The 26963-nt window shown below is 36.6% G+C and carries 20 protein-coding genes and 4 pseudogenes; 13 read left to right on the top strand and 11 right to left on the bottom strand.

Going from position 1 to position 26963, the window contains the following annotated elements; genetic code table 11:
- The 5 genes and pseudogenes from FTT75_RS15720 to FTT75_RS13055 form a co-directional block, all read left to right on the top strand.
- A pseudogene (locus FTT75_RS15720) lies at positions 1-198 on the top strand (hypothetical protein); the annotation flags it as partial.
- 86 nt (positions 199-284) lie between these two features.
- A pseudogene (locus FTT75_RS15910) lies at positions 285-1037 on the top strand (IS3 family transposase); the annotation flags it as partial.
- 914 nt (positions 1038-1951) lie between these two features.
- Positions 1952-3841, top strand: coding sequence for a DEAD/DEAH box helicase family protein (locus tag FTT75_RS13065; RefSeq protein WP_100355859.1), 1890 nt, complete (start codon positions 1952-1954; stop codon positions 3839-3841).
- 865 nt (positions 3842-4706) lie between these two features.
- Positions 4707-5321: an AAA family ATPase gene (locus FTT75_RS13060; protein ID WP_100355858.1), complete on the top strand. Its 615-nt coding sequence runs from the start codon at positions 4707-4709 to the stop codon at positions 5319-5321.
- Positions 5321-5758, top strand: a complete 438-nt coding sequence (locus FTT75_RS13055) for a hypothetical protein (RefSeq protein WP_100355857.1) — start codon at positions 5321-5323, stop codon at positions 5756-5758. The genes FTT75_RS13060 and FTT75_RS13055 overlap by 1 nt, the downstream gene beginning before the upstream one ends.
- Positions 5759-6469: 711 nt before the next feature.
- Here the strand turns inward: FTT75_RS13055 and FTT75_RS13050 are convergent.
- The 5 genes from FTT75_RS13050 to FTT75_RS13030 form a co-directional block, all read right to left on the bottom strand.
- Complete coding sequence (locus FTT75_RS13050) at positions 6470-7735, bottom strand: type II toxin-antitoxin system HipA family toxin (protein ID WP_000934717.1); 1266 nt, start codon at positions 7733-7735, stop codon at positions 6470-6472.
- On the bottom strand, positions 7735-8040 hold the full coding sequence (locus FTT75_RS13045; RefSeq protein ID WP_000366814.1) for a helix-turn-helix domain-containing protein: 306 nt from the start codon (positions 8038-8040) through the stop codon (positions 7735-7737). The genes FTT75_RS13050 and FTT75_RS13045 overlap by 1 nt, the downstream gene beginning before the upstream one ends.
- A gap of 920 nt (positions 8041-8960) precedes the next feature.
- Positions 8961-9218: a hypothetical protein gene (locus tag FTT75_RS13040; protein ID WP_004726728.1), complete on the bottom strand. Its 258-nt coding sequence runs from the start codon at positions 9216-9218 to the stop codon at positions 8961-8963.
- Positions 9219-9567: 349 nt separating this feature from the next.
- On the bottom strand, positions 9568-10164 hold the full coding sequence (locus FTT75_RS13035; RefSeq protein ID WP_159138897.1) for a putative adenosine monophosphate-protein transferase Fic: 597 nt from the start codon (positions 10162-10164) through the stop codon (positions 9568-9570).
- A 12-nt stretch (positions 10165-10176) separates the two neighbouring features.
- Entirely contained in the window at positions 10177-10344 is a 168-nt protein-coding gene (locus FTT75_RS13030; RefSeq protein WP_002125865.1) for a YhfG family protein, read from the bottom strand.
- A 274-nt stretch (positions 10345-10618) separates the two neighbouring features.
- On the opposite strand from FTT75_RS13030, the gene FTT75_RS13025 reads away from it, so the two are divergent.
- From FTT75_RS13025 to FTT75_RS16055, 4 genes are read left to right on the top strand one after another with little or no spacing between them, the layout of a single operon-like run.
- Positions 10619-11083, top strand: a complete 465-nt coding sequence (locus FTT75_RS13025; protein ID WP_180186611.1) for a hypothetical protein — start codon at positions 10619-10621, stop codon at positions 11081-11083.
- Positions 11084-11095: 12 nt separating this feature from the next.
- Positions 11096-13435 carry a hypothetical protein gene (locus FTT75_RS13020; RefSeq protein ID WP_002058482.1) on the top strand — a complete coding sequence of 780 codons (2340 nt, stop codon included), beginning with the start codon at positions 11096-11098 and terminating at the stop codon, positions 13433-13435.
- A gap of 4 nt (positions 13436-13439) precedes the next feature.
- Complete coding sequence (locus FTT75_RS13015) at positions 13440-16640, top strand: site-specific integrase (protein WP_002046149.1); 3201 nt, start codon at positions 13440-13442, stop codon at positions 16638-16640.
- A 60-nt stretch (positions 16641-16700) separates the two neighbouring features.
- The gene (locus FTT75_RS16055; protein WP_372551473.1) at positions 16701-16808 is read left to right on the top strand and encodes a hypothetical protein; all 108 of its coding nucleotides are present in this window, start codon (positions 16701-16703) and stop codon (positions 16806-16808) included.
- A 144-nt stretch (positions 16809-16952) separates the two neighbouring features.
- Here FTT75_RS16055 and FTT75_RS13010 read toward each other — a convergent pair whose 3' ends face one another.
- The 6 genes and pseudogenes from FTT75_RS13010 to FTT75_RS12985 all read right to left on the bottom strand — a co-directional run bounded on the left by FTT75_RS13010 (position 16953) and on the right by FTT75_RS12985 (position 21940).
- Positions 16953-17171, bottom strand: coding sequence for a hypothetical protein (locus FTT75_RS13010; protein WP_000550047.1), 219 nt, complete (start codon positions 17169-17171; stop codon positions 16953-16955).
- A 4-nt stretch (positions 17172-17175) separates the two neighbouring features.
- Positions 17176-18470 (bottom strand): annotated as a pseudogene (locus FTT75_RS13005) (Y-family DNA polymerase).
- A gap of 14 nt (positions 18471-18484) precedes the next feature.
- Positions 18485-19111, bottom strand: a complete 627-nt coding sequence (locus tag FTT75_RS13000) for a LexA family transcriptional regulator (RefSeq protein ID WP_000038641.1) — start codon at positions 19109-19111, stop codon at positions 18485-18487.
- A 111-nt stretch (positions 19112-19222) separates the two neighbouring features.
- A complete protein-coding gene (locus tag FTT75_RS12995) occupies positions 19223-19864 on the bottom strand; it encodes an SOS response-associated peptidase (protein ID WP_005245165.1) in 642 nt (213 codons plus the stop codon).
- A 246-nt stretch (positions 19865-20110) separates the two neighbouring features.
- The gene (locus FTT75_RS12990; protein WP_002046586.1) at positions 20111-21217 is read right to left on the bottom strand and encodes an ImmA/IrrE family metallo-endopeptidase; all 1107 of its coding nucleotides are present in this window, start codon (positions 21215-21217) and stop codon (positions 20111-20113) included.
- Positions 21218-21229: 12 nt separating this feature from the next.
- Positions 21230-21940 carry a hypothetical protein gene (locus FTT75_RS12985; RefSeq protein WP_001052588.1) on the bottom strand — a complete coding sequence of 237 codons (711 nt, stop codon included), beginning with the start codon at positions 21938-21940 and terminating at the stop codon, positions 21230-21232.
- A gap of 858 nt (positions 21941-22798) precedes the next feature.
- Between FTT75_RS12985 and FTT75_RS12975 the strand changes: the two genes are divergently transcribed.
- The 4 genes and pseudogenes from FTT75_RS12975 to FTT75_RS12960 form a co-directional block, all read left to right on the top strand.
- Positions 22799-23512 carry a phosphoribosyltransferase gene (locus FTT75_RS12975; protein ID WP_001986287.1) on the top strand — a complete coding sequence of 238 codons (714 nt, stop codon included), beginning with the start codon at positions 22799-22801 and terminating at the stop codon, positions 23510-23512.
- Between the two features lie 279 nt (positions 23513-23791).
- A complete protein-coding gene (gene lnu(G) / locus FTT75_RS12970; protein WP_002333496.1) occupies positions 23792-24595 on the top strand; it encodes a lincosamide nucleotidyltransferase Lnu(G) in 804 nt (267 codons plus the stop codon).
- A gap of 130 nt (positions 24596-24725) precedes the next feature.
- Positions 24726-25649 (top strand): annotated as a pseudogene (locus FTT75_RS12965) (ISL3 family transposase); the annotation flags it as partial.
- Between the two features lie 421 nt (positions 25650-26070).
- On the top strand, positions 26071-26963 hold an 893-nt coding region (locus FTT75_RS12960; RefSeq protein ID WP_180186609.1), incomplete at its 3' end, for an integrase arm-type DNA-binding domain-containing protein.

Here is a 26963-nt window from a genome sequence, read left to right as displayed (position 1 = left end):
TTCGATAACTGTATCAATAGCTGTATTGAAAGAGATGCTTGGAAGGATCTGTGCTGCTTCCAGGACATTACTGATCAATTTGGATTGGTATATCAAGTCATGGAGAATAAAGTTGTTGTTCTGGTCCTAGATGTTGATAGACGAGGTAGGGTCTATAAAGGCATGCAATCAAATTGGCTCACGGCTTTTGGTTGTTGAGCTTTTTGAGTAGGTGATTGCTTATATTTTATCGTTTGTTTTTGCTGTTTTAATAGCTGTATCAATAGCCGTATTGGAAGGGACATATTAAAAAAGGCCGCGGTGTACTTCGCAAGCCAGTCCAAATGAGGTACGCCTTTATTCAGGACAATCAGCAAATATAGCCGATCCGTTGTTTATGTTCAACTCTGGATGTTCATCACAGTGATTATTACGCATGGTTAAAGGTTAAAGCAACCAACCAGTAAAACTGCCAAGAAACGGCAACAACTCTTTGGGTAATTCTGGCTAGAATCTGGCTATCGCAAGATTCACTGTGATTTGAAAGATGTTGGTGAGAGTTACGGGATCAATCAGGTCTATCGGTTGATGAAAGCTAATTGTCTTAAATCATAGCGGGGTTATCGTAAACCTAGATCTCATGCTGGTAATACCGCTGTCGTTGCTGCAAACACTTTAGACCGACAATTTATCCAATTCATCCCAACCAACTGTGGGTGACTGAAATCACTTATATCCGTACGCATGAAGGCTGGTTATATCTTGCGGTGGTGATTGATTTATTTTCGCGTCTTGTGGTTGGCTGGTCGATGAAATCCAGAATCACCACAGACCTGCTTTTAAATGCATTATTGATGGCTTTGTGGCGAAGAAACCCAAAGAACAAAGTCCTGATTCATTCTGACCAAGGCAGTCAATACACCAGCCATGGGTGGCAGACATTTCTCAAGCATCATAATCTTGAAAGCAGTATGAGTCGGCGTGGAAACTGCCATTATAATGCTGTTACCGAGAGTTTCTTTCAGTTGTTAAAGCGAGAGAGGATCAAGATGGATATATGTGTCTAGAATTTTGGTGGCTATTCAGTCCAATAGAATAAAGACATGTTTTTAAACTGTTACCTCTATTTCTACAAAATTAATAAATGATTTTTTATGTTCCTTAGAACATGAATATAAATGAGAAAGGGTAGAGTTTTATAGATGGTTAATGAGTTCTAAGGCTCGTCAGAGCTTTAGAAGGAATGTTAATTAATTTTTATAATTCTTCTTTTAAGATAAAAATTTTTAACTAATTGATTACTATTATATTTATATCTAACTCAAGACAAGCTTTTGTCTTAGGACTATGTTTTACTATTTTAAAAGAACTCTTTGAATTTATAACTGTTGATAACTGCCTAAGCTCTTACACAATTTATTGTATAATATAAAGGGCTGTGGGAAAAAAAGTGTAAAGTATTTCTTGTAAACAATTGTTTTTATAGTAAATGTATATTTAATTTTCATTTCTAAAAAAAGTGTAAAATAATTATCTAATCAATCAAATCTTATTAGCTCGAAACTTTGCGAGCGTATAGCTAAATGCGCTAGCATTTTGATATACCGAGTAATAGTTTGAGCAAACAAACGACTGAACCAGTTTACTATAGAATGAGAGTAACAGAGTGCGTTAGTTGATCTCAAGACAAAATGCTATGTCCAAGAGAAACCCTTACACTTTTCTATCTTAGATAAGGGGGGTATGCTTAAAAAAGTGTATAGTTTGATTTTACACTTTTTTATATTGAAATATTATCAATCAAATACTTAAAAAGAGTAAACAATGGACTTGTGTGAAATAAAGTGTTGACATTGATTTATAATTTTGATACTGTTAATCACATAGGATAGAGGATTATCCCTCACTACTTCATATCCTGACAACATATAAATGACACTAAAAATTAAGACCTATTTAGGTAATCCGATAAATGAATTTACAAGATTTAGTAATAAATAATGCAGTAAAAATAGAGCAAGATGCTCAAGCAAATACAATAACAATTATAGCTAGTGATAGCTCCGAAAAACTTTCAAATCTAATTAAGGATTTTCCAGACAACTGTTATGTAAATAAACAAATTACAGGTTGTGGTGGTACAACATTAGTTATCCGTAATGCAAAAAATTATGTAGTTCTCGTTCCTTACATTAACCTACTTAAATCCAAATTAGCAGACAACCAAGGAATTGTTGATTTAATTGGCGTGTATGGTGATACCGAGAGAGAAGAAATAACAGAATATTTAAAAGACACTTCAAGTTCTAGAAAAATTGTTTGTACTTTTGACTCATTACCAAAACTCCTAACAACACCAGGCTTCAATCCAAAAGCATTTAAATTACTGATTGATGAAGCACATACACTTGTGAATTTAGGTAGTTTCAAAGCAGCTACTTGTGAATATGTACTTCAAAACTATAACAAGTTTGGTTCGTACGTTTTCTTAACAGCGACACCAACAAAACGTGAATATTTTCCTTCAGCACTCGAACATTTACCACTATGTACAATCGAGTGGGGTGATGTTAGACCGGTTAAATTTAACCTTCAAAAAATTGAACATGGCGTAGGTGTAAACAATGCTTTGTTTGGATTGTGCTATGATTATTTGATGGGAACAATTGAAGGCAATGCTCATATCTTCTATAACTCAGTGACAGAAATTGCATCTATCCTAAGTAAGTTGAAAGCCTTAGTTGATAAGGAAACAGGTAAGAATCTGTTTAATCCTGACGATATTAGAGTTGTATGTTCAAAATCAAATTCAAACCAAAAAACATTTAATAGTAAGCTTGGCTTGAAATGGGCAAAGATCAGTGACATCACTTCAGCCCCTGCAAAGATCAATCTGTATACTTCAACTGCTTTTGAAGGTGCAGACATCTTCGATGAAGAAGGACAAACCTACATCATCATTAATGGACTCCGTGATGCTACAAAAGTAGATTTCCATGTACTTGTACCTCAAATTTGTGGTCGTATTCGAAACACAAAATATAATGAACACATTAATCTATTAGTTGGAAATCTACCTGAAGCTGCAAGTTGTACAAAAGAAGAATGGATGCAGGAAGTTCAGAAACGTATCCAAGACAGCGAAGACGTTTTGAATGATATCAAAGAAGGTAAAATGTCAGATGCAGGACGTGAACAATTAAGAAAAGCTGCTGAAGATGACAAGTACACATTCAAAGATGAAAAAGGTGAACTGTATGTTTCAGACGTTGCATTGAAAGCTGAATTACAGGCATACGAAGCACTAGAAGCAACTTATGTGGTACGTGTTGTTGCAGGTGCTGAAGTTAATGAAGATGGATATTCTGCCTCATTTAGAGCTTTACTGACTGATGAAACAAAACATAAAGCATTCGCTCATAAACCTGAAGGTGTAGCTAAATTTTTATCAGGTCATAGCCAGTGCTTTTATGAAACGATGAAAGAATATTGTGAAGCAAGAGATGCAGATAATTCTAAAATTTATAAATTGGTTGATGCAAAGGATGACTATTTCAAAACTGCTTATGATGTTTTGACGCACGACACGATTAGAAAATTTGAATATAGAAAGTTACCAATTGAAAGAGCATTAAAGATTCAAGATGCACAGAAGGATAATGCAACTGAAATTCCGACTTTACTTAATTTGAAAAAGGATGAAGTTATTCTTCGTTCAGATATAAAAGTTCGTATTCAAGATGTTTATAATGAACTTAATATACCTGACAAAGCAAAAGCTACTGATATTGAAAAATGGTATAAAGTTAAAGATACTAGATTAAATACAAAGCCTGCTTTTAAAATAGTTAAAATGTTGTAATTAGAATAACTAAATACAAGTTTTTACATCATTTAATACCTCTAACAATACAGCTATTAAATGAACATCCAAGAGATTGTAGATTTAGTTCAATTAAGTCATGACATTGTTAAGATTTCCTCTATAGAAAGCATATTCATCACCTGCTGCAGTCCAATACGCTGTCAGGGTTTACCCTGGATCAGCCCTGTAATTTTCTAGGCTGAGTGCTACAGTTTCACTCTGGTGGATAAAGCTCAATGGAACTTGTCCTATTCCAATCGTCTGGCACAAAGCCAGACCACCAGGACTTTCATGCGATGGCCATGCTTATTACAGAATAGATAAGCGCAATGTGGTTTGATGTAGCCAAAGGCTCTCATCACCTATGCCATTGCAGTATCCATATCCGCATGCATGTCCATGGGCTGGAGAACGCTTGATTTCATCAATACAGATCATTTAATTATACTAGAGTAATATTTGATATTCAAAAGACTAAGCTATCTAGAGCATCTGCTGCAGTAGAATCCTAATGTGAGCAACAGTCTCTTGATTGCTGGCGGCGGTTCAGTTCTTCTTTTACTGGGGGCAAATGCAGCACTTTTAATAATGGAAACTATGGACGGTATTGAATAGCTAGAAAAAGCGGTGGTTCACCGGATGCTTACAGTTTGAAACGTACCATAAATTAATATTAAAACCAGATATATAAAAAGATATCAACCCGTATAGTTTAGTGCTTTAGAATCTGTATCACCCCCAGTTTAATGCGGCACATCACATCTATAACCTGTTACAAAATAAACAAATATTATTCTTGTAGACTTATATTAATCCTTTATACAATAGAGCTATTGTTACATCTATTTAGGTAGAAGAAGAAATGATAATTACCATTGCCAATCGTAAAGGTGGAGTAGGTAAGACAACACTGGCTACAAACCTTGCTGTAGCCTTGAGTAAGAAGGGGTCTATAGTCCTAGTTGATGCTGATGATCAACAGTCAGCTCTTAAATGGTCTAAGCGTAGAACTCAAAATCCTGTTTATACTGAATACCATACTGGTGATTTAAAGAAGATCCTTTTAGATCTTCAAAAGAAATATGACTATGTTTTATTAGACGTAGCTGGGCGTGACAGTGAAGAATTTAGATCTGCTCTTCAAGTCAGTGATAAGTTAATTGTTCCAACACAACCAAGCCAAGCCGATGTTGAAGTCCTTCCATTTGTATTGAAATTATTTAATACCTATCACAAGGTCAATGAAAAGCTTCAACCATATCTGGTTGTTAATAAAGCTCCATCAAATACAAGATCTACTGAAGTTGCAGATTCAATCGAACTGCTAGGAACACTTCCTAAATTCAAGTTATTAAACACCATTATCCGTGATCGTAAACAATTCCGTGATGCAACGATTCAAGGCTTGTCTGTAATGGAAATGGGTAGCTCTAAGGCTAGAGATGAATTTAATGATTTCTTGGTGGAGATCCTATAATGGTTAAAAATAAGAGTAAACCATCTTTAGGTTTTGGTGATGATCTTGAGGAAATTTTAGAGAATCCTGAAGCGACTGTAGATGATGCTAATGGTCAAGAAGTCGAATACACACGTAATTTAATGTACAAGATTATTCTCACTCCACACACCCAAGATGTGAAGAAACGCTTTCGTAAAGAGCACGGACGTTTAGCATCTGTACCTTTGTATTATGAGGAAGAGAAAGTTCTAAAAGAAGCAGCCGGATTCGTTGGTGAGTCTTTGAATGATTTTATTCGTGATGTAATTCTGAAAGAAGCAAAACGTGTTTTAGGTGCTGAAAAATATAACTTAACACTGGGTAAACCATTTAACCAAACTAAGGTTAAATTGAGTGAAGAGGAGCATCAAAAATTGAGTGAACAGCGCAAGGCTGAACGTAAGAAAAATAAATAATAAAAGTCCATCTCCTAACTTTATCTAACAATATATTAATTCATATAATATTTTCTAATTTCTTTGGTGTGTTCTGCCACTGAAAATTATTTGATTAGTGTACAAAATAGCTAACACAAACTAGCTGTAGTTTCGTAATAACACTAAATATAAAAAAAATGGAAGAATAATTTACTAAGTTATTGTTTTTAAGTTGATCCTTGTTTTATATGGGGGTGATAATAACTTCTGATTACTAGTTTTTACCTTAAATATACCGATTGAAAGATTCATTTAAAGGCTATGAATACATGAGTTTTACAGTTTGGCTAGGTCAGCATGAGTACTTTTCACAAGATTTAAGATCGACCATGAACGTGATTAAGTTATAGGGGATTGATGAAATAGTTTTTATGAATTTCTGGCTTTCTGGGCTGATTTTATCAAATTCATGTCTATGCAAAATTGCGACATATTTCTCGTGCTGGTAGTTATCCAGAGTTTGGTCTGCATCTATCCATAGTGCAGACCTTTTTTTGGTGACAGTTTTTTCTTAGTGATTTTCGATCTGGATGTAGTGATTTCACGTTTGCAGAATATATCTTAGCGGTGATCCATCTAATATTCGTGATTATAAAGAGAGCTAATTCACAGGTTCTACAGATTATGTAGCGACTAACTATATCAAAGTCTATTTGCAGTTGATGGTTGGCGCTTAGTTTATATTTACGCTTAGGTTTCAGTTAAAAAATCAATATTCTGTTGAATCCGTGATTGAATCATCTGTAGGGTAGATTCTCGAATTTGATGGGGATACAGGCGCTGCGCAATTTGACTAAATTGAAGTGCAATTTCACGCATGGTCAAGATGATCTCATCGACTTCTAGAGTAGTCAGATTAGCTTCTGAAGTACCGAGTTTATGTATGTCATTTCGGGAAATATTGAGCGCTTCTCCCATAATGTCCATTTGATGATAACCACCTGGACCCTCGCAGAAGGTCACATCATAGGCTGGAGCCAATTTCCATTGACCATTTTTCTCCATGAGAAATGAAAAGTTCTTAGTATGGTCATCCCGATTATTGAAAAGCACATTAAACACAGCACGTTTAAAAGCATGCAATCTTTCTCGTACATCTTGCGTACACATCAAGGTTGCCCGGAGAAAATTGCGATAGTCTAGGCTACCTGGAACTTTATAGTCTGCTCCTGTATATGCAGCCAAACTCTGCATTGGAATCCGCATACCATTTTGACGATCGAATCGTTTAGAAGCAAAAGCCGTTAAACCATTGGGCAAATTAAAGAAATGGGTATCTGGAGTCTCAATTGCACAAAGTCGCAAACATTCTGCATAGACGGCTTCAATGGCGCAGACTTCAGGATGCTCTTGCTGAGCAGGAAACTTAATCAGCCAGGCTTCATGTTGATCAGAATCTTGAGTCGAAAACTCTAAATTGACAGGATCTCGGTAAACCAACGCTTTTGGTCTGGCACCTTGAGGGGAGCCACCCATGACCAATAAATGCTGTAGAAATTCACCACCTTCACCTTTGAGTACTTCTTGAACTTCCTGGGCCAGTTGTTGTAAAGGGATATTTTCTGAGGTTTGCATGTCAGCAACACAAGGTTCAAAGGAGAGGGCACCCATTGCGTGACTACTAATATAGGTCAGACGCTCCAAAGGTCCAATTCGTGCTGAATTTAAGCCAATTTTTTTGAAATATCGATCCATCAACATCATGCCCCAACCATCTGGTAAAGCGTCATAGACTGGACCTGGGAGTCCCATTTGATGAGTAGGAAAACCTTGTCTGAATGGTAGACCTTTTAAAGGCAGCAAGTAAGAAGAGAGCTCAACACCTTGCTGTATTGCTTCTGGACTATATTCAAAAGCAATGGTGGGTCTACCTGTCGTGGCTGTTGAACTAATCAGCGTTCCCCATAACCATGATTCGCCCCAACCGTTGTAATAAACATTAAGTCTATTGAGCATTATCCCTTCCTCTTAATACGGTGGCGCTTACTTTGACTCTCATAGCGAAGAATGTCATTCACACTGTTAAGCTGAGGTTTAAATAGTTCCTGAAGTTCGTTTAATCGACCCAAGACCATTGCAATACGGACTAAATTTTCAACAGATACATTTCGTCCCGCTTCAAGATTCGAAACTGTATTCACGCCGACACCAGCGCGTGCTGCTACCTCAGCTTGAGACATCTCCAGAAAGAGTCGTTGCTTACGTAAACGCTCACCTAAAAGAGTCACAACTTCTTCTGGTTTAGTGAAATATAAATCCATTAAATTGGGTCTTAAGAATGAATAATTTAATTAAATCACAAAATAATGGAATTAATCTATAGCTATAGTGTGGCTAAGGAGGGCTTTGTTGCACAGCACATCAGAAGGGTAGGTATAGTCCTTGGGTATCGGTTACAGAAAATCATCAGGATGTACTTTGACTGATTGTTGATACGGAGATTTCAGTATTTTCATTTTTCCTAATAGGTCACATTACTTAGAAAGGGTTCTTCGAAAATTAGTTCATACTTTAAAAATCCTATAAATATTGAGGATATTTTCTTAATGCTTTCAATATAGCATGCGGCTATATGTAACTCGAACGGGCTTAATCTGCCTTTCAGTATAAATTTTTTGGGCGTGAGAGGGGAGAGGTGTGAGGGCAAGCAATTTATATCGTGGATACTTCTAAATTACTTATGTAATAGAAGGTGGTAAACATGGATTTAGAGGTAATAACACTAAATATAAAAAAATTGGAAGAATAATTTATTAAATTATTGTTTTTATGTGGTTATTGGTGATGTTATGAATAATAATAACTTTTTTCTTGATGAATTTTACCTAAAAAAATTGATCAGATAATTTTCTTTAAATGTCATGCATACATAAATTTGACAGTTTGAAGGGATCGGTATGTGCATTTTTCACAAGGTTAAAGATCGACCATAAATGTGATAAACGGCAGAGGATCATTGAAAAATGAATGGATTTAAACACTACATGTATGCACGAAAAAAAGTATCGCTGCGGTTCTGCTGACAGGCTGTATTGAGCATTGAATGCAAATGATGTAGTAATTGTCTACAGGCTATAGGACCAGCATGAAGAAGAATGAAATGTAGTTGCCAATTTATAACCTTGGTTGAAAAGCATAGCATTGTTATTCGGAGAAGTGAGGTAAGCCATCCTTCTCTTATTCATTTAAAATGATTCTTACTCAACTGATCTCGACTCATGGGCTGGTTCCAATTAGACGGATAATAACTTCCATCCCCTATCTTTTTCTTACCACATTTCTTGCATTTAATCCCTTCTTTGGAGATTTGATTCAGCATCACTGTTGTCGGTTGAATCAAATCAATGACATAGTTCGTTGGTTCAGGAAAAGCAGAAGAGGCTGCTTTATTGCAAAAGAGAACATTCGGATCAAATGGATTGGATTGCACAAAAGCCATGATACAGCCACAGAGTAATTCACCTGCATGTAATCTGTAACATCCATTCAGGTCATCAGACGAAGATTAATCTGAAATTTAAGCACTAAACGCCATAAATCTATGTATGGGCAGACTTTTTTGAGACATATGTTGATAAACATGCGGCAAGTTACATTGCTTAAAAGTCTATCTAAGTTAACGATCTATTCAATTCTGGATAAGTAATCTGAATATTACGATCCTAAATTACCCGAAGAGTATTAAGATTTCTAAGAATCGTGATTGTTGGTTTATTTGGGAAATTAATCAGTGGATTGAAGCAAAGATGATGGCTCATTAAGGATTGTGGGCTTCGACTACTTAAATTTTAGGTATTTTGAATAAAGCATATTTCAAAAATCTTAATTAATGGATTTAAATTACCATAAAAACCTTCAATATTGGCTTGAATCCATTGTTGTTGAGAGTCAATGCGAGACCAATCAATACCATAACCACAATGAGCAATCAGATGCTCAAAGAAAATCCGTTGTGTACGTCCATTACCTTCACGGAATGGGTGTATGACATTAAGCTCACAATACAAGTCGGCAAGTTGAGGAATCAGTTGTTGTGCTGCTAAGCCTTGAAAGTATTTTTTTTCTTGAAGCGGTTTGAGTAGTTTATTGGTTTCAATTTCAATACGGGAAAAATTACAAAAACGGGTGTCACCTTTGGAAATATCGATTTGTCTTAACTTTCCTGCCCAGTCGTATAAGTCGCCAAAGAGCTGCGCATGAATTGATTTTAAGTATTGTAAGTCGTAAGGTGGTTCAGCATATTCAATTAAGTTACTTGCCAATCCAGACAGTTCTAGTTCAGCTTGTTCTAAAATTTGTTCATCATGAATATTGAGTTTGTTCTTTAGGATATTTGTGCCAGGGTAACAATACAGGCTGTCACCCATTTCCCCATATTTATCCATACATGCACCTGACTAAGTTTCGGGTTGCGAATACTTCTTATATTTTTGCAAGATTTCAGCTTTACTTTGTTGAGTTGTTTGAGCTGTCGTTGTAATGCCTTCAAGCTTTAGGCTGGCTTGATAGTTTTGCGCACGTGTCGCTTGAATATATTTTTTTTTCTGTTCAGTGGTTCTGAGCATTTCGAAACTCCATTGATGCTACACGTGAAGTAAGTATAGCAGAGAATCTTTTTGATCAATGCTGCATACACAGCATTTCAAAATGTAATACAACGGTATTGTTTCATGTAATAACAGAAAACTAAAAAAAAGTGGAAGAATTTTTAAAATTTAGACCACCCATGATAAGTAAACCATATGTATTTGTTGATAATTGTAATTTTGAGAAAATTTAGTTGATAAATTAAATGAATTTTAATATACAAAGATATGCTCATTTTTTATATCGATAAAAATGTTAAAATTTGACTATTTAGTAAAAAATATAGAGATATTTATGGGGCAATTTATCATGCCCTTTTGCTTTGAGCGACAAAATTTTCAATTTAAGATAGTAAAAATTAACTCAGAACTACTGAAAATCAAAAAGATTAAACAGAGCCAGAAAGTAGTAGTACAAGCAAAGTTCAAAATAATCTATGTGAAAATTTGGCAAAAAATATTGCTATTAATGCAAACGGAGCCATGCTTACGTGTACATTCTAATTATGTTGCAATCTTACAGTTGATACATAATCTTGATGATTTTATCGAAAAATCACAGCAACACTTGTGCTTTGAGAGAAAAGCTCAGAAAGAGCTGGATGCTAAATTTTTTGCTAGATTTTTTAAGCTGACAAAGAGTTCAATAAAAGATCAACTTTTACCAAATTGTTCAGATCGTAATGAATTTAACCAATGCAATTTGATAAAAAATTAAGCGAAAGCGAATATGCCAAAGATTGAAACAGAAGAGCAATTCTTAGATTTAGCAGAAAAATTCCAAAAAGATTATTGTTTATTACGCAATCATGTTGTGAATACACAATTTGTCGATCTATCAGATGATTTACGTGAAAAAGCCCATGCTCTATATAAGGAAGCACAACAGATATATGGCTATATATCTAGTTCTAGACAATTAGGTAAATATTATTATCTAGCTTCTTTAAGTTATTTTGCATGCCCGACTACTAGTAATACTCAAGAGCTGTCGTCTGAACGTTATTTGATTCTACAAGCGAGTTTTTTAACATATCGGCAGTATCAAGAATTTGCAAAAATTGATAAAGCTGAGAATAAGCAAAAACATGTTTGTGATCTCTTTCGCTATGTATCACGATATGTTCTGGATTCTAATCATGCTGAATTATTTCAAGAATGCAGTGAGCTACTAAATCGCTATGTCATGTACGAACGTAACTTGAAAAAGGAGGATCGTAATCAACTTTTTAATATTAAAGATTTCAAACAAGTACAAGCCATAGAGTATTTATCGGCTCTATTAATAATTTTTAAAAGACTTGATGATCGTCGTGTTGTTCATCGTCAGCGTAAGTCAAAAAAAAGTAAAGTTTTGCAATGGCCGACGAAAAATGAACTCAAAAAATTTCGTGAAATTAAAACGGGTAAGCAAGTAGATATTGGACATAACGCAAAGATCAGTATTTATGATGCCGCTCTTCACAAAGATGAAGAGGGTGAAGTTGATCTATTAGATCCTGAAATGGAGTTTTATTCAGAAGATGAAAAGTCTAAAAATTTAAATTATATACTCAGCGATAATGCGACGCATCTAATGCGGCATCGCCAGCGCCGTCATGCTCCTTTTGTTACAAATCCACATTATTTGGCGCCAGATATACTGAAGCAAATTGTTTATGTGTTGAGAACCGAGTTATCCGGGCACTGGAGGGATGCTGCAATCGCTGCAGCATGTTTATTGTCACTTTTGACGGGATTATCACCCGTCGCACTGATGGATTTTAACGAGCTTATTCAAGATGGAATTTTGATCCAGAATGGTTCAAGTAGACGTCGCGAATATTTACTCAAATTAAATCTTAAAATTACAGAGCAGAAGATTAAGAGCTTAAATCATGTGCGGTGGAATGAAGTGATGACACATCAACTACATTTACCTTCTGCTTGGTTTGACTATATAGAACAAGCATCGAATCCACTAATTTCATCAACACACATTAATACGAAACTTAAGAATTGGCTTGATAATCGGTTTGTAGGTTCGATCACTGTAGAAAAACTGCAGGCTCAATTATATTTTCATATATATTATGAAACATATAATGAATATCTTGCTCATGTAATTGCTGGGCGGGATAGTCAGCATCACATGCCTGGTATCTATTATGGCGGGCTACCGAAAACTCAACTCAGTAGCACATATCTAGCCTTTTTAGAAAAAGCACTTACACCACATTCCACACATTTTACTGAAGACACGGCTGAACTAAAAATATTGCAACAACAATTCAAAGTACAATCTGCATTATCTATAGGAAGGATAGGGAGCCAACTGGCACTTGAACCCAATTTTGTGAAAGAGCAATTCCATATTTTACATAGACATTGTCACGAAAACATCCAAGAAGATAAGCACATTATTAATCAACTTAATGCATATGCGTGTTGGATGTGGCATATCAGTTTGTTGAGTTTGGCAAGTCGGCCTAAAAAAAACCTGTTGGGGAATTTGGATGATTATTGTGTTGAGCTCAAGCTTTTATATGTGAATGATAAAAAAAATAGTAAAGCAAGAAAAGATGGTCGTTTTATCCCTTTATCTGATTTTTTCATAAAAACACTGCAAAATTACACTGCCTTTTTAGAACAAATTATTGAAGCGTACGGTTCATTTTTTAGACAAGTCTTTGCAAAGAAGAAGATAACTGTAAATGATCTTTTTGGTAAGGTCATTTTTAGTAAAGATATCTTGCCGATAACTGTCAAAGAATGGCAGAGCAGGAAAATTAAGTTAATCCCTTTATCGAGAAAATGGGTGAATTCATATATGCAAGGAGTCTTTCCAAAGAATATGTATTCGAATTGGTTACGTCATTTTGACATGAACTTTTTGATGCATGAGCAGCAAGAGGGTAAACCAGCATTAGCTTTTCACTTAATTCAGGCCCTGTATGGTCATGACCAACGTGACCGAGAGGCTTTTCATCCGCATTCTTCACTTATCCCGAATGTCTATGTACAGCAAGCCCGCCAGCAATTGCAAGATAATGTCAAATCTTTATCGATTAAACACTTAGAGCGAAAATAGTTGTATGCAAAAAATCAAAGAACTAATAAAACCACAACTAGATGATCTATTTGTTGATATTCATAAAATGGTGAAAAAGTCGCTAGATAGACAGCCTTCTCCACCTGAAGTATTGACGAAAGAAATGCAGCAAAAACTTGATCAGCAGATCGCTGAAAAATGGCATGACATTAAAGATAGTGTTGATTGTTTGAGTCAAAAGTTGAGCCGAGACGAACAATCAAAACTGATGCAATTTACTGAAGATGAATTTAATAAAAGAAGGAAGCAATTCAACCAGAATGTAGATAAAAAATCATACAGAATTAAGCTAAATCCACATACTAAACGGATCGTACTGCCTAGAAAAATTGAGAGTACAGAGTCACGGTTAGAACAGGGGCATCTACATATCCATGTACTTAAGGAATTAAGGCAGTATTGGCAAGATTCATTTGAATATTGGAATGAACCAAAGTACTTATGGGGAAATTTATGCTTAAGTTTTATATATATTTCAGGCTGTGCAGATGAACAGCATTTGATTGCTATTCAGAAGCAATTGCAGGAGGCCATTGAGCTTGGTACAGATCTGAATTGTTTTCGGTTATACCATTCGGACTACAAAAAAATCACTAATCCATTGTTACTACATTATCGTGTTGAAAACTCTCAATATGGCAACGATGTAGAACAGGGAAAGTTGTACCAATGGAAACATGTTTTTTTTAACCCATATGCGCAGTTCATTTTGCAATATTTAAAAAAGTTGAAAGCTACTCAGAAAGAATTTTGTCTGCAACATTCAGTTGAAGATTGTATTTTAGAAAGCTTGAGTAAGATAGGCAGGAAAAAAAGTCTTGGGGATCTGCAATATCAAATTAAACGCCGTGGATTTCGTGCATTTAATGATGTGCAAATGGTACTCGAATTTAATCCAAACCTCAGCATAGATATATTTTTGAGTAATGTGCTTCAGCAAGAGATTAATACTGTTGCTTTAAGGCCATCCGAATTTAGATTGCTGTGGAATAATGATTACAATCAAGTCACAGAACCAGATAATCGCCCTATTCATTTTGAACAAGAGCAGTTACTTCCTGAAGTTCCGACTGTTCAAAGCAAATTACAAACGATTCCGTATGAGTTGATGTTGTTTGGTCAAAAGAAACGTAAAGGTCAAAAAGTTGAGCGTTTAGATAAAAAGAGGAATAAAGAAGAACGCACGCTACGTTTTTGGCAAGAAACTAGAAGGGTGTTAGAGGAGAAGATAGTTGATGCTAATACGGAGGAAAAGTCTTTAATTGATGCTCAACTACGCTTAATTCACTGGTTAATGCATTTAAAAAAACGAGGGCTTCAATTATCAACTATTGAAAGCTACTTAGGATCGTTTGGCAAAGAATTTATATTTGAGATTTGGCTCAATAAATTAGATTTAAAGCAACAATCCATAGATGACTATGAGGATTTATATCGGCAGCTATTGAAATACAGCAGTGAACGTGATGAAAAAGCAGTTCAACGAGATTCGGTGAAAGGAAAAACCTCTCGTAAGATGCACCAAAGCGCAGAATACCGTTTTGGTCGCCTAAAAGATTTTCATCAATTCTGTATAGAGAATTATGATGCTCCAGGGGTATTGGTGTTACAGAATTCAAGTTTTAAGCATTTACAAATTTGCAATGCACGGCTAGTGAGTCCTTTGCTATTTGGCAAATTATTGGAAAAACTAGAAAATTTAAGTCAAGAGCCAACGGCATCAGAGTGGGTCGATCATCTGAGTTGTTTAAAGCTGATGTATTTACTAAGTTATAGAACTGGACTTCGATTAAATGAAGTTCGTTGTCTTAAAATACAAGATATTATTTGCCCAGAGCTACTTTATAAAGAAAAAGAAAATACAGTTTTTAATAATATCACGCTTCATATCCAAGACAATTCATATCGCCGTCTGAAAACGCGAAGTGCGAATCGTCAAATACCATTGAAAATTGCATTGTCAGAACATGAGTTTTTAGTAGTACAACGTTACATACAACATCGTTATGAGCAATATTTGGTTAATCAGCAGGATGATCTACTTTTTAGTGTGAATCATCGTGTATTAACTGATCAATGTATCAGCAAAATTACAGTAGATTTGTTTAGTCAAATATTAGGTATGCATCATGGCTTTAGTTTTCATACATTACGCCACAGTGCTGCTAACTATCTAGCAATAACTTTGCTCGGTTCAAAAGAAATGATCAAGACCTACACAGATTGTCCTTGGGTAAAAGCAAAAAAGATGAGGGATTTATTGTTTGGTATGAAAGCACGTGCTCAAGAAGAGATTATTCAACATAAATGGCAGGTGCTCGCCTCTTGGATGGGGCATAGCAGTATTGAGCAAACGGCTTCAAATTACCTTCATGTTTTGGATTTATTAGCAGTCGATCGAATTTATAATTCGCCGTGTATCATTTCAAAAAAAGTATTAGAACAGTGTTTTAGTCCAGTGAAGTCAAGTACAGACTACATAAACCTAAATCGTTATACTCAGCAGCAGAAATGGTTTAATTCTTATCAGCAAACACAGCCAGTTACGATGGCTGGCCGACAAGAAAAGAAGTTTAGTATAGAGAAGAGTACTCTGACACCTTTTCAACGTTTGATAAGTTTTAGAGAAGGTCGTTTAAGCGAAGATACCCAAGCTCAAGAATGGATGCAACGATGTCAATGGATGAGCACTAAATGGATGGATCGCCAAAAATTTAATTTAAAAACGAATTATGTTTATAGTAAGAATTTAGAAGAGAGTTGGTTTGATGAACTTTACGAAAAGGCTAAAAAACTGACTCGTCCAGATGAAATAATTCCTCTCCTTGATTTTCATTATAAAGATGATAGGCAGCAAGATGCACTGAAAGAAAAGAACATGGTTAAGGCGCTTAAAATATTATTATTATTTGGAAAACTGCGTAAGAATTTTCTACATTTTCAATGCCGAATGAAAGGTGATGAGCAACAAATTGTTAATTTTATTACTGGTATAGAGCCAATGTTAGGAGATCATCTGTATTTAGAAAAACAAAACTACCCAGTTAATTTGGATGCTCCTGAGCGAACCGTTAAATTTAGTTTTCAAAGAGTTGTCGGCTCTAACAAAAAAAATGTTACTCCGCTGGTTATATTTAATTTAATGTTAAAAATGATGCAAAAAGATGAACTCTGGATCAAATAGCCTAAGCATGTTAAAGGGGAATTGTTTAGAAATTTCCCTGTTTATAAGTAAACTGCCTTTATGAAAAGCACCATGCTGACTTGGATTAATAAGCGGAATGTAGTATCACAGTTTGATCGCTGGATTTACGAAAATGGTGTGAAGATTAGCGGTATGGTAAATCGATGAGCTAAAGTGTTGTAGTCCAAACTCGATCTGACAATTACCCATTTTTTAGTGTGCCCGTCAGGTTAAATTTGAACTGAATTTTTCTCAGCCCAAATTCATTTCCAATCAAGTTATGTTTCAAGTGGCGTGCGAACACTGCACAATTTAATTCACGGTGCCTAAGACAGGTATCAACTTCGGACCAGCCATTCTAGCTTTGCTAATGATTTCCACCAGCTCATCATAAGTCAGTTCAAACTTATCCTCACTATCAAATACATAGACCATATTCTTGCCTTCATGTTCAGGTGGAGTAGGTGGTACAAATCGTTTCGGGATAAGAATTTGTGCGAGTTGTTCGTCAGTTAATTTAAATAAGTGCATGTTTTTATCCTACTCTTGGTAAGTCAGACCATTTGGTTAAATACGAAGGTGATCTAAGGTTTTGATTCATGTGCCATGTGGCTTCTTTATTGTTGGCAATGCCTAGCGTGACGAGATTCTTCCCAAACCGTTCACTGATGGCTTCGACGGCATCTGAAAGCCTTTCTCGCTCTTGCTTATGTGAATAGTCCGTGAATAGATCGGGCACAAACTTGGATTGATCTGTAATTTCGAGCAGCACGATTCCCGCCTTTTTATACTTAAAGCCTTTCTTAAATATCTGATCGATGCCTTTCATCGCGGCCTTGGTGATGAGCAGTAGATCATCCGTATGCTCATGCATTTGAACGACGATGTAAGGCGAGTAGCGCTCTGTATTATCAAAGCGACTGGTTTGGATATACACGCCGATCATCTTGCAGATTGAGCCATCTTCCCGCATTCGTTTCACGGCTCTGGCCACATAAAGCCGAACCGAAGCTTTAATGTCATCCATTTCATACACTGGGTTGCCATATGAACGGCTGCTGATGATTTGCTTCTTCGCTACAGTATCATCACTAAGGTCAATACAAGAAAGGCCCTGTAGCTCAAGCACCGTCTTTTCCATCACGATACTAAACTGCTTTTTGATTTCTTTAGGATTGGCATTGATCAGATCCAGCACAGATTGAACACCCATAGTATTGAGCTTCTTACAGTTCTGTCTGCCTACGCCCCAAACCTCAGACACATCAACCTGCGCGAGTAGCGTTTCTGTAGAGCATGGGTCCATATGGGCCAGATTACAGACCCCATTGAAGAACTTGTTTTTCTTGGCGAGATGATTGGCAATCTTGGCTTCGGTTTTAGAGCGACCAATTCCAATACAGCAGGGTAGGCCTAACCAACGCCAAGCCTTAGCCCTCATGTCTTGAGCATATACAGTCAGGTCAAATAGATGCTCGTAAGCTGTGAGCTTCAGAAAGCATTCATCAATGGAATAGACCTTGTATCTCCTGGTGCAACATAGTCCCCAGGCAGCTCCATAAAGCGCTTGGACATTTCGCCATATAAGGAGAAATTACTGGATAGCACCTGAATGTTATGTTGTTTGATCAGCTCTTTAATTTGGAATACAGGAACACCCATCTTGATGCCTAAGTCTTTCGCTTCCTGGCTTCTGGCCACGGCACAGCCGTCATTGTTGCTGAGCACAATGGTTGGGCGATCATTCAAGGCAGGATTAAACACACGCTCACACGAGACGTAGCAATTATTCACGTCGACTAACGCGAATATTTCATTTTCACTTTGCATGGTTATTCTTCTTTTTATGAGCGGTGATAAATACGCTTTAAATTAAAAGTCACCACACCCCAGATTGATATGGTCTGACTATCATCAGGAATGATGTGATTGTAATTCGAATTTTCAGCCTTCAACCAAAGTTCTGGAAGCGGATAATCTTCATCTCCAAATATTTCTTTGATTTCAGACTTGGACATCTTATTGGTGATCATCAGCCGCTTAATGGTCGAGGCATTGTCATCAATCAGGGCAACCACGATATCGTAATGCTTGGCTTCAATACTGCGATCAATAATGATTGGATCATTAATCTCTAGGCCAGCATCGAGCATGGATTCACTGTCTACATAGGCAATAAAAGTAGAAATAGGGTTGTGAATCAGGAACTCATTCAGATCGAGTGCTTTGTCTTGCTCATCCTTGGTGCTGAAGGCCGGACCTGCAGGAATACGCTCTAAAGAGACGGGAATAGATACTTTGGATTTGGGTAGGACAGCAGTAAGCCCTAATTTTTCAACAAGCTCATTTTGAACAGCGATTTGTTCAAGCACGGTGTTGATGGTAGGACTTGGTTTACCCTCTGGACCCATGAGCTCTTGTAAAGATGACCATGCGTCGTCAGAGAAGTAAATAGGCAACTTCTTAGACATGAGATACTCCTACGCTACGAGGCGTGTTTGGAAGTAGAATTTGTTTAAATAGGATATTACTAACAGCGTTTAAAATTCAAATTTAAAAAGTTGTGGATAAACAAGGATGCGTCAGAATAAGACGTTTTGTTTCTGCTCATCGCGTGGAAATGTGACGAATTCATCGGGCATTTGAAAGAAATATTCATGCGCATGTTCATGATCGGCTGTTAGCCAGTCTTTTCTGTACTGTTCTGGAATAACGATGATGGATCGCTTCTCATCCTTCGGTGCATGGAATTGTTTCATAAAAGGGTGATGGTCCGAATTGATGGTCAACATTGAAAAGGAACGTACCTTATTGCCATTAATCACTGCATCATCATAGATCCCTGCAACAGTAAAAGGCTGATCATCTTTACGCTTGATGGTGTACCAGTGTGGCTTGTCATTGATGTATTTCGGCTCATAAAATTCTTGTACTGGGACTAGGCAGAACTTGCTGTACTTCCAAGCATGTCGAAAGCTAGGCTTATCTGCTACAGACTCAGTTCTGGCGTTATAAGTATGACTGCTGAACTTCAATTCTTTCGCCCAGCTCGGTAGTAATCCAAACTTTGCAATATCAAGCTCTAAGTGATCTGAGCCGTTCAGAATGATTGGAGCATGATAGGAAGGGAATACATGATCCTTAAGCTCAAGATCAAACTGGCTTGTATCGACACCTAAGAGTGTCAAATTTCTTTTATTTGGAAATAGGTAATTTGAGCACATAGCCTGATCACATAACTAAAGAATTTATCTGAAATTGTATACGATGCTTTATGGAACACATGGGATTTATGGTGTCAGTTCAAGTAGGCTATATGAAAAAAGTCATGATGGGGCAAGTTACATTTTCAGTTAAAGTATGACTTATGGGATGCAAAACTACGTTGGGCGTGAAGTCATAAAAAAATTAATCAGGATTTTGCATAAATAGTGCGCCGTAAGGCGCATTATTTTTAAGGAAGGTTTGTATTACTCGACAATATATAACTTATGTTTTTTCTTCGGGGGCTCAACTTTAACTAAAGCATCAAATGTTAATTGATTAAAATCTTCTTCAGAGATTCCAATTTCATCAAGCATTTTATTTTTATCAAAAGATGGTTGTGAGGCTAAAACAGAGATAATTTTGGGCAACATCAAACTCTCATCTCGATGAGTTTCTTCAGGTTCATTAATGTTGTAGCCCAACGAATTGATCTTTATAGAGTTACTACGATTAACCCAATCACTAACTAATCCCAGCTTGTGAGCTTTATAGTTAATAGCCTTCAGGGATGTTCGCCAAATCTTTTTATACTCAATCATATTTTCTAGTGAAAAATAGCGTGGAGCAGTAGAAAGAAATGCATCTGTTGGCATTAAAAATTCAGATGAAAATTGATCCGCTTCAGTTTCGAGAACACGATTATCTTTCTCGACACGAATTTTTTTGTTATGCGTATGCATAACGATATGACCAAGTTCGTGTGCACAATCGAAGCGGGCTCTTTCGGCAGACTTAAATGTATTTAGAAATATGAAAGGGCTACCACTTTCATCATCAAAAAAAGATAGTGCATCAATTTCTCGAATTTCAGTCGGTAATCTAAAGACACGGATTCCCTTTAGCTCACACAACGAAACAATGTTATTAATAGGTTGATTACCTAAAGCCCATAAACCTCTCAACTCTGACGCTAGGTGATCGGCATACTTAGATTCACCCAAAAACTCAGTAATATCTAAATCAGGACGGTGAAAAGTAGGTAACTTTACTTTCTGATTTAAGTACTTGTTAATATTTATTGCTAAAAGAGTATATGCCTCATTAGCTTTTCTATGCTGTGCTTTAATACGAGCAACCGATCTATAGAAGATTTGGTCTGTTTCATGTGGTTGTGTGTCATTACCTGCAAAGAATGACTTGGGTAAATTTAATACACGGCATATATCATCTTGATCATTTTCATTGATTTCTTTATCCACGTCTAAAAGTTGCTTTACCTTAGAGATAGAGCAACTCAATTTTTCTGCGAAATCGGTATTGCTAAGTCCTCGTAATTCTTTAGCAATACGTAAACGATCTTTATTAAACACATTAACCTCAGATTAAACTACAAGCTGAATATCAAAATCATCTGGTTTAATTTCATTAGATGGTTCCAATACTGGCTTAGGATCAGTTTTTACAGGAACTGTATTATCTATTTCAAATGCAATTCTGCAAGTATGGTCACTTGGTAAAATTGAAATTTTTTTCGCTTTTAAGTCCTGTACGAAGCTAGTTGGGTATGCAAATTCAAAAGGAATATTTGGGATATCAATGTCTTTATAGGCTGGATGTGATGCTGAAGGAAAGTATAAAATCCATGTTCTCAATTTTGTCTCATCATCATAAGCAGACTGATTCTCCTTAATATTATTTAATGTCATTAATCCTTTTTCACAGTGTGCTGATACAACTTGATCAGCTAACCCCAATGCAATATTCCCGCTCATAAAGATAATTTGTATTTTCTTTACTGTATTCTCAATTCTTGGCTGGCTGTCATTGTGGAATATCCAAGCAGGATCAGATTGTCGAAGCAGTAAAGCAATCTGTTCTCCAATTTTTCCCCATCGTGCAATAAAGCGTGCACGGTTATAGTGAGTATTTGTTCTATAGTCAGCATCACCGATCATAATTGCGTTTCTGACTAACTCGAGATCAGGTAATCCTAACTGTTTAGCTTTTTTGATAGCATTTTCACCTTTGAAAAAATCACATGGCGTGGGTTCAGAAGGTTGGATTGATTCTTCATCAAGGAGATTTAAATTCATCTTAAAAGTTATCCTAAAGTAGCGAATGTCTTTTTTATAACATCTTTTGATGTTTTAAAAAAGACATTTTTTATAAATGTGTGCTATCTTCACTTACAACTTGATAATAAGAATTTTGGAGAAGAGACGTTGAGTAACTTATTCATTAATCATAAAAATTGTCCTGAATGCGGTGGCCGTATCAAAGGCTATTATTACTACTGTGGGCAGTGTGGTAGTCAAAATGTTGTAAACTGGAAGCACACGGGGATATTTTTGTTGATTGCTGGAAAGATTTTTCTGGTTGCTATGCTTTTTTTGCTAAAAAATTTTGTTCAAATCCATTTTTTTCACAAGTTTCATTGTGCTAATTTTTTAAATAATTCATAGAGGTTGATAGTAAAATGAAAGTTAAAGATTTAATTAAATAATTAGAAGAGTTTGATCTGGAATTAGATGTTTTAATTGCTAATGAAGAGAACAAAATCATTGGCATAAAAACCCTAGCCCGATTCTTTGAAATAAGCTATGTTTCTTTTGTTCATCCAGAGACACAAAGAAATGATATGGAAAGAAATGTTGAATTTACCTTTTTAGGAATGTCGACTAAAGACTCTAGAGTTATTGTTTTTATTGACGTTGTTCCATAATTTTCAAGTAGTCAAAATGAGTATACAATATTCATGTGATGCAAGAAGATACAACTGGATAGGATGGGCCCATAAGTATTTGAAGCTGCCTCGTGTATGATCATGGGGACTGTCCAAACAAACGGCTTTTGAGAGTGCTGCCTGATACGAAAAATAATATCCAAGAGATGCTAGCGGTAAATTTAGTGTAAAATTTAATGCTAGCCATCATTAAAACTTATTTAAAAATATGAAGTTATATCGCACAGATTGGAATATGTTTCCTAAAACGGTTATTGACCGTGGTCTTGGAGATGCAACCTCTCATTACATGTATGAAGCTGCTAAAGCAGGGGATGTTGAAAGTGCGTATATTTTAGCTAAAGATTTAGTTTCGGATGAGGCGATTGCTGAACTAGAAAGAATTATCGATGGTCGGGAAACTATTATAGTACCTGTACATGCTGAGGAAGCAGTCGGTCGTAATATGATTCCTTTAGCTACTTCAGCAGTTATAGCAAAGAAACTTGGGCTTGAAGTTGATACGAATATAGTTCAAGCTATAAAAGTATCAAGAACTGGCGGTGATGGGTGGCATAGATTAGCCAACCCACCAGCATTTGATGGGACAATAAACAATGATAAATGTGTTATTATTGTTGATGATACCCAGACCCAAGGTGGTACTTTTGCAGCATTAAAAGGTCATATTGAAACAACTGGGACGAATAAAGTTATTGGAGCATATGCACTGACGGGTAAACAATACTCATCACAATTAGCTCTAAGTAAAGAAACTCTTCAGCAATTGAGGGATGTATATGGTAATCTTGAAGCATGGTGGAAATCGATTTACGGGTACGATTTCGAAAGGCTCACAGAGTGGGAAGCAAAGTATATCCTCAACTCTCGTAAAACAGCTGACGAAGTCCGAGATAGAATCATTGCGTCAAAACAAACGTGATGCTTATGCACTTATGATGAAAATGAATTAATTATTATGGGTATCCGGAATTTCTGGTTGATCTAATTTTTAACAAATGAAATAGTATATTTCAGTTTAAAAACTTAGGATTAGTCTGCCCATTTTTCCATATACTAAATAAATGTAAGACTGAATAGCTAAAAAGGCTAAATAGTTTTATTTGAGTGTCTTAAAAAGTGACATGACTAATCCTTCCAACATTATTTGGGAGGATTTTTTATTTCTCCCTGAATCAAAATAAAGAAAGAAGGAATCGAATTGTTAAAACAAAAGGAACTAATGGCAAGGGTTAAGGAACTTGTCCAGTCAGATGAACGAATATCTGCTTGTATGATGTATGGCTCTTTTACAAAAGGAGAGGGAGATCAATACTCTGATATAGAATATTACGTTTTTCTAAAAGATGATACAATTTCCACCTTTGATTCAGCAAAATGGCTAAATGAAGTCGCTTCCTACACTTTACTCTATCAAAATGAGTACGGTACGGAAGTAGTAATTTTTGAAAATCTAATACGTGGTGAATTTCATTTCCTTTCCGAAAACGAAATGAATATTATTCCTTCATTCAAAGAATCAGGCTACATTCCTGACACAAAAGCAATGTTTATTTATGATGAAACAGGACAACTAGAATTGTATTTATCAGAGTTGGAAGGTCCGGGACCAAATAGACTTACAGAAGAAAACGTAAATTTTTTATTGAATAATTTTTCCAACCTATGGTTAATGGGGATTAATGTTCTTAAAAGAGGGGAAAATGCACGTTCACTGGAACTTTTATCTCAATTACAAAAAAATATACTACAACTCATTCGAATTGCGGAAGAAAATGCCGATAATTGGTTTAATATGACAAAGAATCTTGAAAAAGAAATTAGTCCTGAAAACTATGAAAAGTTTAAAAAGACTACTGCCCGATTAAATGAATTAGAACTATATGAAGCCTATAAGAACTCTTTGCTTCTCGTTATGGAACTTCGAAATCTCGTTGAAAAACAGTATCAATTAACCATTAGCGATGATTTTTTAGGCAAACTGTTTAATTATATGAACGAATAAATAAAAAGCCTGTATCTCAAGTGATAACTAAGATACAGGCTTTAATTGTTATTTACTTTAAATACATGTTCTCAAAGTGAAAGTATTGATTTTAATGGATTTTTAATAGTTTACTCTTGATAATATTGCGGGCCTGGACGAGAAGACGGTACGCGACATTTTCAACGCCCGCGCCGAATTCCTGGGGCGCTGGCACCGCTTCGAGACGCCCCGCATTCTCGGCATTGACGAGTTGTACCTGAACAAGCGCTACCGCTGCATCCTGACCAACATCGAGGAGAGGACCCTGCTCGACCTGCTGGCCACCCGCCGTCAGGACGTGATGACCAACTACCTGATGAAGATGAAAGACCGGCAGAAGGTCAAGATCGTCAGCATGGACATGTGGAATCCCTACCGAGCAGCGGTCAAGGCGGTGCTGCCACAGGCCCGCATCGTGGTCGATAAGTTCCATGTGGTGCGCATGGCCAACGATGCCCTGGAGAAGGTGCGCAAGGGCCTCAGGAAGGAGCTGATGCCCTCCCAGAGCCGAACCCTCAAGGGTGACCGGAAAATCCTGCTGAAACGCGCTCACGAAGTCTCAAACCGGGAACGCCTCATCATGGAGACCTGGACCGGCGCATTCCCACAACTGCTGGCCGCCTACGAGCACAAGGAACGTTTCTACGGCATCTGGGACGCTACCACACGGCCCCAGGCAGAAGCCGCCCTGGACGAGTGGATAGCCACCATCCCGAAGGGCCAGAAGGAAGTCTGGAGCGATCTGGTCAGGGCTGTAGGCAACTGGCGCGAAGAGATCATGACCTACTTCGAGACGGACATGCCCGTCACCAACGCTTACACGGAGTCCATCAACCGACTGGCCAAGGACAAGAACCGTGAAGGACGTGGTTACTCCTTCGAGGTGATGCGGGCACGAATGCTCTACACCACGAAGCACAAGAAGAAGGCCCCGACCGCGAAGGTCTCTCCGTTCTACAAGAAAACCATCGGTTACGGACTGCCGGACTTCGCAGAGGAACTCAACTACGGGGTCGATCTATCAACCATCTGATAATGGTATCAGGTTGGTGGGGTAAAGGTGCCCCATCAACCATTAAATCCGTATACCCATTATTATTTAATTAAGTTAAAAGACTGCTATATAGCGGTCTTTTTTGTTTTTGAGCTCTACAAATTTTAATGAGTACATATAGTTACTTTTATAAAAATGATAATAAAGGGTAGAGGAGGTCATCTAAGAATTTAAAGCACAAGACTTATTTAACATTGATGACAGAAAAAGTGAGTTGTTGGGAACTTAAAGAAGAGGTGGTACTTATAATGGTTACTAAAATACAAATACTTAAAATATTAAATATATAAAACAATATATTACAAATATATATGATGCGTAGTGTACGCATCATATATATTTTCTTCTATTTTGATATAATGGATCTCGTCAATCCGCTGATAGGTTTCATTTAAATTTCATGAGTCTTACTGAAATTAAAGTTCGCCAAGCTCATTGCAAGGAAAAAACTTGTTTTTTATCCGATGAAGATGGACTTAGCCTGAAGATTGAGCCGACTGGAAGAAAATCTTGGTGCTATCGCTATACAGATCCACAAACAAAAAAACGTCGCCGCATTCAGTTGGGGCTTTATCCTGATTTATCGCTGAAAAAGGCACGACAAGTCAAAGATGACTTTAAAGACAATAATTATTGTTTTGAGTATGATACTGTCTCTAATGTCATCACCTTTCGTAAGGTAGGGGAGGAGTGGCTGCAGTTCAAACTGAAAAATGCATTTAATGATTCACCCCGCTGCGGTGTACTACAGTTAGCAGAAAGATGTTTACAGCAAGATATTTATCCAGACCTTCAGGATTTACCTTTTCAAAACATCAAGCGTTATGACCTGGTTTCAGTAATCAAAAAAATAGAGGGACGCCAAGTAAAAGAACCTGTCAAGAAAGCTTGTAGTTATTTGAACCAAATTTATGACTACGCTGTAGCGATGGGTTATTGTGAATTCAACATCGCGCATGGTTTAAATAAAATCGCCATTAACAGTAAAATCAAGAAGAATTATCCGTATTTGAAAGCGGAGGATATATCAGATTTTAAGAAAAATTTATTAAAATTGGATGCCCATCCGATTATTAAAAAAGCACTGCTGTTCAAATTACATACTGGCGTGCGAGGGGCTGAATTGTTATTGGCTGAGCCTCATCATTTTGATTTAAATGAAAAAATCTGGAAAATACCTGCCTTGCATATTAAACAGTTTCGACGAAAAGTCATATTAGGCCATGAGATTCCCGACTTCTTAGTTCCACTTTCAGATCAGGCTTTAGATATTTTAAAAGACGTCATGCAATG

Origin of the sequence: Acinetobacter sp. YH01008, assembly GCF_013420435.1 — a bacterium.
GTDB lineage: Bacteria > Pseudomonadota > Gammaproteobacteria > Pseudomonadales > Moraxellaceae > Acinetobacter > Acinetobacter pseudolwoffii.
Note: the sequence above shows the minus strand (reverse complement) of the source record. Positions and strands in the feature narration are given on the sequence as shown.